The following is a 13712-nucleotide window of genomic DNA, read 5'->3' as shown; positions in this document are numbered from 1 at the left end:
CTGTTTGTATACCGTTTTGCTGTCCCGAGCATGTACTAATTTTTTCCGGAGAAATTGAAATAGACCGTGAGCACCTTCGCCCGCATCGGTTCTTTTTCGTAATCGTAGTAAATGTGTTTCATCCCCATCGGCCCGGTTGTTTCGGGCTTCTGGGTTTTGGTACCGATGCCCGAAATACCCTGCATGAACGACAGATCACCCGAGGGGAAGGTCATTTGTACGTTGTTGTACTCATCCACAATCGGTTTGGGCGTGAACAGGCGGAAAAACAGATCTTCGTCTGGCGTAACCACCGTCAGCGGCTGCCCCTTCGTTTCGAGTTGCATCCAGTACAGGTTGGAATGATAGCCCTTGAATTCGGGGTACGTCAGCGGCGGCTCGCCCGTGGAAGCATTGTTGTAGGCTTTTTCCCAGACGCCCAGCTGGTTGCCTTTCATGCGGTTTTTCCAGACGCGGTACGGACCGTTGCCCATCCAGCGAACGGACTTCGCCTCTTCTTCCGGAAACGAAAAGTTTACCCCCACCAGATTCGTAAAGTAGGCTCCCGGGAAGTACTTCACCTGCATTTTCACCCAGCCGGAGGGATAAATCGTCCATTGCAGCGTATTGTAACTGTTTTTGCGATCGAAGGTCGATTCGATGATGACGTTTTTACCTTCGGTGCGTCGAGTGAAGCTTTTGAAGTTATTCACGCCTTCCTGGAGCACTGGACCATTCGTCAGCGGAATCACGCCCGAACCGTTTTTGACCTGCTGAATCCGGCCATTGCCTTTGTGCAGCACGAGCTGCATGCCATTCGCCGAAAGCGTGTAAAGTGAGTCGGTTTCGCTGATCTGTACGTTGCCCGTTCCCTCCGTTTTGACCACCGTCGCGGCGATTTTTTCGGGTAAGGCTATGGGGAAGCTCCAGGTAAAGAGTTCTTTTTTCTGCGGATCGAAAGCCGTAATATAAAGTATGTCAAAGCTCTGCCAGTGGGCCGGAAGATTCGCCCGGATCGTCCCTTTTTCCAGCGGTTTCAGCGAAGGTGCGGTCACGGTAAAGCTCTGTTCGCTGGCTTTGGTAGTACCAAAAGCCGTTTTCACGAGTTTCCCCGAAAAGGAACATTGATTGATATTCGTGAAATGATACCGGTTTTCGATGGTGAACGTCCCGTCGAAACCCTCGGCGATTTCCCGGCGTTCGATCTTGATCGGTGACCAGACCTGTTTGATGGTGAAGAAACTGCCTTCTTTTTCGCGATACGAACCCACGATGCCATCGGCGGCGTGGTTGCCGTCGGTATCCAGGATGCCGTTTTTGTCGGTACGGATGACGCCATTGTCCGCGAAATCCCAGAGAAAGCCCCCCGCCGACAGCGGATTCTGCCACATGGCTTCCCAGTAATCTTCAATGCCTGCCCCGTGGCCGCCGTCGTACATGCCGTGCAGAAATTCCGTCGGCATTACAATTTCATGGCCCAGGTCATAGCTGCCAATGCCGTAGTTGTATTCCCGGTAATGCTGGGTATCGAAACCGCCGAATACCTCCCAGGCGTGAATGACGGGGCGTTTCTGAATATCTTCCTTCGCAAACAGCGGATCAAGATCGTAGTTGTGTCCCCCTTCGTTGCCGTTAATCCAGAAGATCACGGAAGGGTGATTAACGTCGTGCGTGACGAGTTCGTGCAGCAGTTTGGTACCCGTTGGGGTGTCGTAGTTGCCGTGCCAGCCCGCCAGCTCGTCGAACACAAACAAGCCCAGCGAATCGCAAACGTCCAGGAAATGATCGTCCGGCGGATAATGCGACATCCGCACGGCGTTCATATTCATTTCCTTCATCAGGTTCACGTCTAGTACACTCAGCTTTTTGTTCATTGTACGACCGGATGTCGGCCAGAACGAATGCCGGTTCACGCCCTTGAATTTCACTTTCGTACCGTTGACGTAAACCCCATCGCGTTTCCGGACTTCGACGGTACGGAAGCCGAACTTTTCCTGAAGTGTATGAAGCGTCTTTCCGTTTTGAACCAGACTAAGCTCTACCCGGTAACGCGTAGGCGTTTCGGAAGTCCAGAGTGATGGGTTGTTGACCTTCGTCTGAATCGTAACGGATGTCTGATTTGGGGATACTTTCCCTCCGAAGGGAACGCCTACTTTCTGGCCAGTCAGCGTGTACAGCTGAGCTTTGATTTCGCTGGCTTTCGTTACATCACCCAGCTTTACTTCGGCCTTGAAGGACCCCGTCGCCGGAGCGTCGATGGCTACGTGTTCGATGTGTTTCACCGGAAGAATTTCCAGCCAGACGGGACGGAATATTCCCCCGAAAATCCAGAAATCGCCCTTCCGCTCAGCCGCGTTGACCGACGCATTGGCGGAGTGTTTGGAAACGGTGACTTCGAGTAGATTATCCGCTCCGTATTTAAGCTGATTGGTTACATCGTACTTGAAGGCGTAGTAGGAACCTTCGTGTTTAGGCCCCGCCAAAGTACCGTTGATTTTCACTTCGGTATCGGTCATCACGCCTTCAAACACCAGGTTGATTTTTTTATTTTTCCAAGCCGCCGGAACCGCAAACGTATACTTATACAAGCCCTGTTCCCGGCCTTTCGAACTGTCACGGTTAAAGCCGTAATTGTATTTACCGAAGCCCTGTAATTCCCAGTTGGAAGGTACGGGAATGGTCGTCCATTTCCCGGAATTTTGCCCAGCAGTACAGTAAAACTGCCAGTTGACGGTCTGGTCGCTGCCCGTACCCGACAAATAGTGTTTCCGGGTCTGCTGAGCCTGAGCCAGGGACACCAGCCAGATGCTTAGGAATAAGAGGTAGAAACTTATACTTTTCATGCTTTCAATACTGGCTTTCGTTCACGTTCCGAAAAGCGTTAAACTGCTGAAAATCGATGCGAATCCTTACGGCCAACGGGTCCGGAAGGGTCGGGCGGGTAAACCCGCTTGGTTGAATAGATTCGGTTGAGCCCGCTCGTACCAGCCGAAGCGGACAGCTTCCGGATTTTTGATTTGGGGTGCTGATACCACGACCGTGTTGCCCTGAATTACGGCCTGAGCGGGTACGAACACCTGATCTTTCCCGGCAATTTCAAAATCGCGTAATGGTTTTCCATCCTGACTCATCAGTCCCTCGGCGTGCTCGAAATACAGCTGTAGCGTACCTTTTTTCTTTTTCAGTTTTTGGAAGATCGGTCCGGTATACGCTACGTCTTTTTTCTGATACGTTTCGTGCAGAGCCACCAGGGCCAGCCGCCGACCGATTTCCCATTTGTAGGGCGGGTGAATGTCCGTCAGGCTATCGGCCAGATCGGTGGTGATGATCATGCCCGTATGCGGCAGTTGTAGTATCTTCTCCTGAGCTTCCCGAAATTCCGGTAAAGACGCTTTCGTCAACGGAGCTTTGTTGCCCTTCGATTCGCTATAGGTGAAGGGAGCCAGTTGCACGTAGTAGAAGGGTAAATCCTGATCACCGAACGCCTTACGCCAGCTGTCCATCAGTGTTTTCATTTTCTGCGTATAGCTTTCGGTTTCGTTCAGAAAACAGTTGCTTTCGCCCTGATACCACAAAAATCCCCGAAGTGTGAGCGGAGCCAGCGGACGAATCATGGGTTCGTAAAACTTTCCGGGTTCTCCTTCGATTTTCTGATTGCGGAAATAGGCATTTTCCTGAAAAGCCCGTTCGGCAATCCAGGGTTCGATGCGACTGCCGGGAACGGCGGAAGCAATGACGCCCACGGGTACGCCTAGTTCCTGCTGGAGTTTTTTCGCGAAAAAGTACGCCGGAGCGGAGAAGGATCGCAGGGCGGAGTCTTTCGCCATATTCCATCCCGCGTGCGTCGAATCGGGTTTGGGTAAGGTTTTGCGGTTGACGAGGAAAATACGGATTTCGGGATTATCGGCCCATTCGAGTTCGTTTACGGGATCGGGCCATTCACCTATCTGTTTCCAGGGTTTGACCTTGCTGTTTTTCCGCATCGTAAATTCCATGTTCGACTGTCCGGAGCACAGCCAGACTTCCCCCACGAGCACGTCTTTGAGTACGATGGTATTCGTGCCCTGAATCGTCAGGTCTCTCGCCTGACCGGAGGCTGCCAACGGTTTCAGGCTGAGTTTCCAGTATCCCGAAGCATCGGCGGTGGTTCGTTCGTTCTGATCCGCGAAGCGTACCGTCACGGCTTCTCCCGGAGAGGCCTGTCCCCAGACGACAACGGGTTTTTCCCGCTGCAAGACCATGTGGTGCCCCCAAATGCGAGGCAGCACGACGTCCGCCTGAGCGGTGACGTGGAGCAGTAGGACCAGAAGCAGAACAAGGTATCGCATGACGCTTACGAATGAAAATGGAGGTACTGGACTGAGATTGCTGGTCTCCCGGATTGAAATCCGGGGTTAATGCATGGGTCAGTCCTATGGACTTTATTAGCGAAATCGTAGAACATCATCTCTTGTATTCTTCTTTCAACTCTTGATTCAACAAAACCCAACAGGATCCATCAACCAACAACCATTAATTAACAACCAACACCTAACCTTACTCTCCTTCCGCCCGGAACGACCGAATCTCATACACCGCTTCCGGGTCCGTTTTTCCGGCGTCGGGCAGGTCGTACTTCTGATCGGTGGGCGTATCGGCGTTGGGAAAGCGGCGTACTGTTCCCGTCCGGAAGAGTACTTTTTTGAAATACGGTACCGGAGCGAAGAACAGCTTCAACCCCTTAGGCTGACCGTTGACGGAAAGGGTATACATTCGTTTGCTACAATCCAGTTCGAGTTTGAGCGTATAGGCTTTTCCGGCTTCGTACTTCATCACGGCCGATTCCCGGTATCCGACTTTTGCTTTCAGCGTACTGTCGGCGTCGAAAATCAGGCGGGCGGCGGCCTGTCCATTCGGCCCCTGCAATTCGATGTGCAGCACGCCGGTATTACTCTGCCGGGGCACCACGGTAAACTCAATCGTCGGTTTCCGCGATTCAGCGATTACCCGTTCCGCCGTAGCGTAATCAAAATGATCCTTGTCCCGCATGATCAGCGCCTTCTTGCCCTCACTCCCCTTTTCGACCGTGACCCGAGCCTCTATGGGGCTGTAGATATTCCAGGAACTCAGTTCTTTTCCGGCGGGCATTTCGTCAAAGACTTCCCGAACGGGACCCGTTACATCGGCCGTCACCGGAACGGGCACTGTCGCCACCCAGAGGTCTTCCTTGTTCATGCTGTAAGTCAGCCACAGATTTCCGTCGGGCGGCGTACCGTTGCCTTCTTCGATGCCCCGAACGTACTGTGGTCCGTAGGATTTGTAATTGCCGCCGTACCGCATCGGTGTAATTTCACCCGTTACCAGCCATAAGTTTTTGTAATTCAGACCGTCCGTACTGGTCGAAATCGCCAGTGGCCAGCGAAATTCAGAAGGATTGTAAACGGTAGCGTAGTGGCCATCGGAAGTCCGCTGCCCCCAGATTTTGGCGTTACTGTTCACAAAACCGGGTGCCCGCAGGGGATTGTACTGCCAGCTTTTCCCTTCGTTGGTACTAACCGAAGTCAGGGCGTGTTTCCAGAGCCCGACGACCTTGCCGTTGGGCAAATGGTAGTAACTAAACGCCTTGACTTCCTTTTTAAGCGGAATCAGCGGATCATTGCGGTCGGCTTCTTCCACCCATTGCTGCATCATCAAGGGCGTCGCGAGCAGCTCGGTACAGGCCTCCACAAATCCCTTATCCTTACTGCTGGTATACAGCGGATACGTGTTTTGATCCAGTTTCCAGGAAGCATTCGGACGAATAAAGTAAATCGGCCCGTACGTTCCGTCTTTGTATACTTCCCGAACCACGCGGCCGATACCCTGTCCATCGTTGGGATCGTCCTTGGCGTCCATCGCAATCCCGTAATAGGCCAGCGTTAGCAGTCGTTTGTTTTTGGCGACGAAAAAGCCCATCCGCTGGTGCATCACTGCGTACAGGTCTTTGGCAACTCCGGGATGTTTTTTCTTGGAAAAGCCATCCGGCACTTTATACGGGGGAAAGATTACGACGGGCTTTGACCAACTATAGCCGTCTTTAGAGGTCAGTAGCAGCGTTTGGCCCGGCGGAATGTGCTCGCCCACCGGGTCACTCAGGTATTGCAGGTAAAACGTGTTGTTCCAGTACGCCAGCATGGGGGCGTGGTTGTAGGTCCAGTTGTTTTCGGGGTCCTCCCGATTGGCCCGAAAGACCTGAATGTTGTGCACGCCCACGGCTGCATTCAGTTGCCCGTGGTGGTAATCCACGTTCGAAAGCGTCGTGCCTACATAGCGAACCGTGTCCTGAGCACTCGCACTCGTAATCAGCAAGCCCAGGGCCAGGATACAAAGGCTTTTCATGGTAGTAGTCCTTTCAAAATGTTGCGGTCTACTTTCAAAATAGTCCCGTGTTTATGGCCTTCAGGAACGCTCACCTTGGCTTTCCGAAAGCTTTTAAAGTCTTTGGTTTCGACGGCTTCGTAGGTTTTCGTTCGGTACGAATCGAAGTAAATCAGCCACTTATCCTTCACTTTCACCACGGAAGGTCCTTCGGTGAAGGGATCAGTAAAAGGCTCCGAAACGTTCGTGTACGGCCCGGTAGCTCGTTTGCCAAAGGCGACTTTGAGGTTTCGGTTGGGCCGGGTATTGTCTTTCAACACCAGCACATAATCTTCCTTTTTCCGTTTCACAATCACGGCGTCAATGACACTAAACGCCGGATCGAGGAAAAGCTGGGTGGGTGCAAACGTTTTGAAATCGTAGGTCGTCGTGTAATACATCCGGTGGTTATTATCCTCGTCCTCCACGCCCCGGGTAAACCGGTGCGGAATCGTGGACGCCCAGATGATGACGAACTGTCCTGTCTCCTCATCCAGGAAAACTTCCGGAGCCCAGACGTTCACCGTGGCCGCTTCGTGTTCCATCACCGGAATGAAGCGTTGTTCTGACCAGTGGATCAGGTCCTTTGAATTAGCGTATCCGAACCCCTTATCGCCCTTCCAGCTACAAGTCCAGACCAGGTGAAAGGTGCCGTCTTTGCCCCGTACCATCGAAGGATCCCGCATGACTTTCTGCGTACCCACTTCGGGTTTTAATAATACCTTGTCCAAATCCTTCCACTGGTAGCCATTAGGGCTGTACAATAGGCGTAAGCCTTCGTTGGCGGGTTCGTGAAAGGACGTGAACAGGAACGTGTCCCGAGTACACGAACTCAGGCACATCCACAGGCCAATTATCCACGCTATTGGCTTCATACCTTGTCGATTACCAGTACCCAATCGTTTCCATTTTTGGGTTCGCCCGGTGGGTTGAATTCCTGCACGCCCTGATTGCTTACTTCGCCGATTTCGGTGTACTTCCCATCGCGGGGACTGTACCAGGAAGCTTTCACTTTAGCCCCCGGGATTTTGCCCATGTTCAGCCTGAAAGTCCGACCCGTGTAGGTGTAGACCAACGCGTAATCCGTACCGCGACTGGCCGTTAGATAATTATACCGTTCTCCCTGATCGGCCACGAGCGATTGGTCCGGTACGCGGTCAAAGTACGATTTGGAAAGCAGCAGGTTTTTCAGGTGAATCATTTGACCCGCACCCTCTACGTCTACGGCTTTATCCCAGGTGAGTTTAGGGCCGTACGAGCTTCCCGACGTATCATCCGTGCGGTGCATCTGCATGACTTCGTTGTCGCCGTAGGTATACCCGAAGGCTCCGGCCAGCACCGACCAATACCCGTAGCGACGCACGTCGGCAGCCGTCCAGCGGGGCTGGTTGACGTCGTGCAGACCGTGCGGAATGCCCTCGTACGAAGGCTCACCGTCGATAACGGGTTTGACGGGTTTCCGGGCGTAATCGGCCTGAATGAATCGCCAGTTGTCTTCGCCGTGGTGCCATTTATCGTTGCGAGAGGTATCCTGAGCGTAGGTACGGTGCCCCGACTGTACCATGTTAAAATCCATCCATTTTTCGGCGTGAAACCAGTCCGAGGAGGTATACCGGCCCCGGGGATGGTAGGTAATCAGGTGATTGGGATCTTTTTCCCGAAGCGTCGTACCGATGGCCTGCCAGACGTCCAGTCCATCGCTGCCCTTGATGTCCCCGCCGTTCAGCCAGATGATGTTCTTGCGATTTTTATACCGGTTGGCCAGGAATTCGGCGTAGAGTTTCGCGTCCTCCGGCTTCACTTTGCCAGACTTCACGTTCGACCCCCAGATGGGTACGAGAGCCATGTAGATGCCTTTTCCCGCGGCTTTGTCGATCACATAATCCACGTGATTCCAGAAGTCGTACTCTTCGGGTTTATTGGGGTCATCGCCGTTTTCAACCCGTGTCGTTGCTACGTTTTTATTCACTAAGGCCGAATCGCCGTATACGTTTTTAGCTCCCAGCGTATGCAGTACCATCACCTGAATGACGTTGAAACCTTTCTGCTTCCGGTTTTCGAGGTACTGATCGGCCTGTTCGCGGTTGAGTTTTGTAAAGAGCAACCAGCCCGTATCGCCCAGCCAGAAAAATGGCTCGTTATCGTCTTGGGTGGCCAGAAAGCGGCCATTGTCCGATACCTTCAGTAAACTTAATGCGTTGGGTTTCTCGTCTTTTGCTTGTTCTCCTTTAGACTGACAGGCGGCAAACAGTGCCATCATGCCCAGAAATAGCCCTATTTTTTTCGTCATGACTATACGCAATTAATGGTCAGGCTTGGTATTATTCACTTTTACCAATGAATCTTACTAGAACAGACGTCCTCTCAGAAGGCTCTCCCCTACTATCTTTTCTGACACAAAAAATAGCTTCCTGACCTCATAGGGCCATTTTTCAAACAGAGAAGAGTAAACCCATGCGTACGTTGTAAGAACTTAGCATAGTTCTATACGATACTTTCCTGAGAAGGTGGTTGAACAGGAAGATTGGGTTAAATTTTTTTTGAAAGATTTTACTTAGCTCACCCCGATTTATGACCGTCATGGAATGATCGGGGTAGTGTGGTTTCGCGGCTAAGACGCTTGACCAAAAACGCCCCGATTGTGAATGATCGGGACGAGCGATAGGAACGCCCCGATCATTCACAATCGGGGCGAGGCGAACAGAAAAGCGGAGTTTCTATACTTAATTATACCCCGGATTCTGCGTAATAATCGAATTTTGCTGAAGCACCGTTAAGGGTATCGGAGCGATCAGTTTCGATTCCGTGGTGGGTTTGCCTTTGGTCGTCAGCACTGGAATGGCCCGGTTGGTACGTTTGAGATCAAACCAGCGGTGAAATTCCAGAGCCAGCTCCACCCGACGTTCGTGTTCCAAAGCCAGGGCCAACGTTCCGTAGCGACCGGAAGGATAATTCGCCGAGCCATACGTCGGCACACCCGCTCGCGTCCGTACCTGATTCAGATACGTAGGATCGTCGGTGGCTTCGCTGAGCATCAGTAACAGATCGGCGTAGCGAAGTACCATGAAATTACTCAGCCCCAGCACCTTGCCCGTCGTTACTGGCGTCGTTTTGTCGTTCCATTTCTTCGGAAACTTGATGGATTGAAACACTCCTTTCGTATCCACGTAGCCCGTATCAATGCTAGCCGTTTTGCGGGGATCACCCGGTTCATATTCATTCCACAAATCATTCGTTACCTGATTGATACCGCCTCCGATGTACCCCGTATAACTCACTGCGGGAAAAAACGTCTGGTAATACTCGCTGTACGGACTCGTCGGTGAACCGCCCAGAAACTGAATTTCAAAAATCGACTCACTCGTATTCTTGTTCGTATTCGACCACAGCGAAGCGTACGCCGGTACCAGCGAATACTGTTTGCTGTCATAAACGGCTTTCAGCACGCGGGCTGCGTTGGTTTTATCGTTCAGCGTCAGGTATACTTTGCCCAGTAAAGTTTGAGCCGCTCCCTGCGTCGGCTTGCCTTTGGTCGTCGCCGAAGCCAGCGGCAGATTTTCCGCCGCGTACTGCAAATCCGACAGAATCTGCTGGTATACTTCGGCTTGTGGCTTGCGGGCGTAGGTATAACTTTCCGCCGCTGTAATGGGCGTCAGTACCAACGGCACATCGCCCCAGGTTCGCACCATATTGAAGTAGTACAAGCTTCGCAGAAACAACATCTGAGCCCGAACCGACTTCTTGTAGTCTTCATTCAGTGAAGCCGATTCCAGTTTCTGAATCACGATGTTGACGTTGTACAAAGCCGAATAGTATATCTGCCAGAAAGAGTAGTTGATCGTATTGGTGGAATTAAGCGTATAATCGCGGTAGGCCCATTTGTCGGCCTGAATGCCCGCTACGGCGTTTAGCGTTACGTTATCCGACTGAATTTCTCCCGCGTACGAAACGGGTCCCTCAGGGCCGTATACGGTGTACAGGGTAGCCATCGCGGCGTTGGCAGCCAGATCGAAATCAGCGGTAGTCCGGTAGAAATTTTCGGAGTTGGCGTTGGAAATTGGAGCCAGATCCAGGAAGGAATTCGTGCAACCCGTAAGCGTCGCCAGCACGAGCATCAGCCCGTAAGCCGATTGATGGAATGAATAACGTTTCATGAGTATCAGGTTTAGAAGTCCGCACGAATACCAAACGTAATGACCCGGGGCAGCGGGTACGAGCCGTAATCCACGCCGATCATGGCTCCCGAGGGGAAGCTCGCATTGCCCGTACTGCCAATCGTGCCGGTTTCGGTACTAATGGCGTTGTAGTTGGTGGGTCGGTAAGTGGTGTTTTCGGGATCGATGTTCCGGTATTTGCTGAAGAGAAAGACGTTCTCGGCGTTCACATACACCCGGGCCGAACGGACGGGCGTTTTACTAAGCCAGCTTGTCGGTAGGGCGTACGAAACCCGAATGTTTTTCACCCGCAGAAACGACGCATCTTCCACCCAGTAGCTGGAAAATTTCTCCTGCAAACCCTTCGGTGAAATGGTAGGTTTGAAATGCTTGCCGTCACCCGGCTCGCTTTCGGAACGCCAGTAATTGGTCAGGTCTTCGTAGAAATTCCGGCCCGCGTTCCAGATTCCGAGGTAACGAACGTTCTGGTTTACAATTTCTCCGCCGTAGGAACCCTGCAACAGAAAAGAGAGGTCGAAGCCTTTGTAGCTGAACGTATTCGTCATCCCGGCAATGAAATCAGGCTGGTAATTGCCAATCGTCGTCTGATCATCGGTGGTGATGCGGCCATCGCCGTTGACGTCCCGCACGCGAGGATCGCCCGGCGTGGTACTCGGGTCGTGCGGATAGCCGTCGATCTCCGACTGATTTTTAAATACGCCATCGAACACGTAGCCGTAAAAATTCGAAATCGGCTGACCGATTTCCGTCTTCACGCTCACGACGTATTCCGTATAAATGATCGGAGCATTCGAAGGCCCGAGTTTTAGGACTTTATTGCGATTCAGGGAAAAATTGAAATCCGTCGTCCAGTTGAAACTTCCCACCACATTTTTGGAGTTGATCGCCAGTTCGAATCCCCGGTTCCGCATCCGTCCGATGTTGGTCAGTTGCGTCGAGAAACCCGTAATGTCCGGCACGGGCAGGTTCAGCAGCATGTCTTTGGTGACGGTATTGTAGTAATCCGCCGTGATGTTCAGGCGGTTGTTAAACAGCCCCAGATCCAGCCCAATATCAAACTGGTTGTTCTTCTCCCAGCGTAAATCCGGGTTGGCGATATTCGTATTTCGCAGGCCGTTGGCGATGGCTCCGTTGCCCACGTAATTACTGCTACCGAGCAAACTCACCGCCCCGTAGTTGGGAATCTGGTTGTTGCCCGTTACGCCATAACTTACTCGTACTTTCAGATTACTGACGGCTTTGAGGTCACTCATGAAATTCTCATCCGAAACCAGCCAGCCTGCCGATACTGAGGGGAAGGTACCCCAGCGGCTATTCCGGCCAAATCGCGAACTGGCATCCCGCCGCACCGCCGCCGTCAAAAAGTATTTGTTTTTGAAATTGTAATTCACCCGACCCAGATACGACAGCATTGACCATTCCGAAGCCGTGGTGCTTCCCGCCGAAACCGTACCCGCATTGAGCGTTTCAACCAGATCGTTCGGAAAGTTATTGGCTCCCACCGTCGCGTACTCATCCCGCTGTTTCTGAGCCGTATACCCCGCCAGAGCCGTCAGTTTGTGATCACCGAATTGCTTGTCGTAGTTCAGCGTATTCTCGCTCAGCCAGTTGAGGGAGTACGTCGAGAAATTCGTTGCTGCCGCGTCCAGCACCGAGGAGTAGCCGTAGCCCTGCTTCGCCACGCGGTAACTATCGCCCCGGTTGTTGAAAAGATTGGCGTTGATACTCGTCCGGAATTTCAGGTCGTCGAGAATGTTGAACTCCGCGTAAGCCGTTCCCAGCGTATTGAACGAGCGGTTTTTCTTGTGGTAAAAGCGGGTCAGCGAATACGGATGCCAGAGTACCAGATCATTGAAGGGTACAAATCGGTTCCAGGTTGAATTAGGGTCCAGTGGGCCGAGGTTGCCGTTTTCGTTGTACACCGGATAAATCGGCGTACTCTGCAAAGCCAGACTGATGACGTCACTTTTCCCCTGTGTCCCTTCCGTCCGGTCGTTGATTCCCGTGATGCCGAGATTGGCTCCAATGGTGAGGCGTTTCGAAACGGCACTTTTGATGTTGGAGCGAATGGTCAGGCGTTTGTAATAGTTCTGATCGAGTACGGCGTCCTGATCGAGATAGGCCGTTGAAAAGAGAAACTGCGTTTTGTCCGTTCCGCCCGACACCGATACCTGAGCGTTTCGCAGCGGAGCTGTCCGGTACATCGCGTCCTGCCAGTTGGTACCATTTCCGAATAATTGACGGTTATTGAGGAAATCCTCGGGAATGCGGTACGAAGCCGTCCGGGCCGAATTGGGATCGGTCGCCTTCCCTCCCGCCGCCACCCAGCCGTTGTTTTTTGCCGTGACGTAGTAGTCAATGTACTGCTGGGCGTTCATCATTTTGATCTGCTTGGCTACTTCCTGAACGCCGTATTCGAAGGTAGCACTCACGGCAGTCCGGCCCGCCTGCCCCTGCTTGGTTGTTACCAGAATTACGCCACTGGACCCGCGTGACCCGTAAATAGCCGCCGAGGAAGCATCTTTCAGTACTTCTACCGATTCGATGTCCTGCGGATTGATCATGTTCAGGTTGAAGTTTTCCAGTGGAACACCGTCTACGACAAACAGCGGATTGGTACCCGCCGTGATGGAGTTGACGCCCCGAATCCGGATGATGGGCGATAAGCCCGGTGCTCCCTGGGCCTGCGTGATGTTTACGCCCGGCATCTTCCCCGCCAGTGATTGTGTGACATTACTGAACGAACGATCCTTGTACTGGTCATAGCCGATGGAGGTAACCGCCCCTGTCACGGCCCGCTTGCTTTGTGTCCCGTAACCCACGACGACCACTTCATCGAGGGCTTTGTTATCCGTCATCAGTTCTACGGTTAATTCGGTCTGGCTACCGACGGTGACTTCTTTGTTTTGGTAGCCCACGTAACTAAACAGCAGTACGGCATTGGATTCCGGTACTTCGAGCTGGAACCTACCACTAGCGTCGGTAGTGGTGCCGCGTTGGGTACCTTTCAGCAAAATGCTTACGCCGGGCAGGGCCTCCCCGGCTCCCGTTACGTTGCCCCTAATGGTACGGGTTTGGGCCTGAGCCGTGAAGAATAGCAGCAGGAACCCCAGCAGGGTCAGGAAGAATTGTTTCATAGGTTTTATATAGGTTTAAACTGTAAAGAGGTAAGTATACGCTTTC

At 52.5% G+C, this 13712-nt stretch carries 7 protein-coding genes; all 7 read right to left on the bottom strand.

The window, feature by feature from the left end; translation table 11 throughout:
• Positions 1-35: 35 nt before the first annotated feature.
• Positions 36-2822, bottom strand: coding sequence for a glycoside hydrolase family 2 protein (locus tag C5O19_RS05290; RefSeq protein ID WP_104710280.1), 2787 nt, complete (start codon positions 2820-2822; stop codon positions 36-38).
• Between the two features lie 66 nt (positions 2823-2888).
• The gene (locus C5O19_RS05285) at positions 2889-4307 is read right to left on the bottom strand and encodes a sialate O-acetylesterase (RefSeq protein ID WP_104710279.1); all 1419 of its coding nucleotides are present in this window, start codon (positions 4305-4307) and stop codon (positions 2889-2891) included.
• Between the two features lie 208 nt (positions 4308-4515).
• Positions 4516-6336 carry a sialidase/neuraminidase family protein gene (locus tag C5O19_RS05280; protein ID WP_104710278.1) on the bottom strand — a complete coding sequence of 607 codons (1821 nt, stop codon included), beginning with the start codon at positions 6334-6336 and terminating at the stop codon, positions 4516-4518.
• Positions 6333-7229 (bottom strand): glycoside hydrolase family 43 protein, encoded by an 897-nt coding sequence (locus C5O19_RS05275; RefSeq protein WP_104710276.1) that lies wholly within the window; start codon positions 7227-7229, stop codon positions 6333-6335. The genes C5O19_RS05280 and C5O19_RS05275 overlap by 4 nt, the downstream gene beginning before the upstream one ends.
• Entirely contained in the window at positions 7226-8644 is a 1419-nt protein-coding gene (locus tag C5O19_RS05270; RefSeq protein WP_207766384.1) for a glycoside hydrolase family 140 protein, read from the bottom strand. The genes C5O19_RS05275 and C5O19_RS05270 overlap by 4 nt, the downstream gene beginning before the upstream one ends.
• Before the next feature lie 433 nt (positions 8645-9077).
• Complete coding sequence (locus C5O19_RS05265; protein WP_104710273.1) at positions 9078-10508, bottom strand: RagB/SusD family nutrient uptake outer membrane protein; 1431 nt, start codon at positions 10506-10508, stop codon at positions 9078-9080.
• An 11-nt stretch (positions 10509-10519) separates the two neighbouring features.
• The gene (locus tag C5O19_RS05260) at positions 10520-13666 is read right to left on the bottom strand and encodes a SusC/RagA family TonB-linked outer membrane protein (RefSeq protein ID WP_104710272.1); all 3147 of its coding nucleotides are present in this window, start codon (positions 13664-13666) and stop codon (positions 10520-10522) included.
• Positions 13667-13712: the final 46 nt, after the last annotated feature.

This window comes from Siphonobacter curvatus, from assembly GCF_002943425.1.
GTDB lineage: Bacteria > Bacteroidota > Bacteroidia > Cytophagales > Spirosomataceae > Siphonobacter > Siphonobacter curvatus.
This window is presented reverse-complemented; position numbering and strand designations above follow the sequence as displayed.

Bases quoted from the DNA above. Each gene is read 5' to 3' on its own strand.
- C5O19_RS05280 (WP_104710278.1), bottom strand. From the start codon at position 6,336: ATGAAAAGCCTTTGTATCCTGGCCCTGGGCTTGCTGATTACGAGTGCG.
- C5O19_RS05275 (WP_104710276.1), bottom strand. From the start codon at position 7,229: ATGAAGCCAATAGCGTGGATAATTGGCCTGTGGATGTGCCTGAGTTCG.
- C5O19_RS05260 (WP_104710272.1), bottom strand. From the start codon at position 13,666: ATGAAACAATTCTTCCTGACCCTGCTGGGGTTCCTGCTGCTATTCTTC.
- C5O19_RS05265 (WP_104710273.1), bottom strand. From the start codon at position 10,508: ATGAAACGTTATTCATTCCATCAATCGGCTTACGGGCTGATGCTCGTG.
- C5O19_RS05270 (WP_207766384.1), bottom strand. From the start codon at position 8,644: ATGACGAAAAAAATAGGGCTATTTCTGGGCATGATGGCACTGTTTGCC.
- C5O19_RS05290 (WP_104710280.1), bottom strand. From the start codon at position 2,822: ATGAAAAGTATAAGTTTCTACCTCTTATTCCTAAGCATCTGGCTGGTG.
- C5O19_RS05285 (WP_104710279.1), bottom strand. From the start codon at position 4,307: ATGCGATACCTTGTTCTGCTTCTGGTCCTACTGCTCCACGTCACCGCT.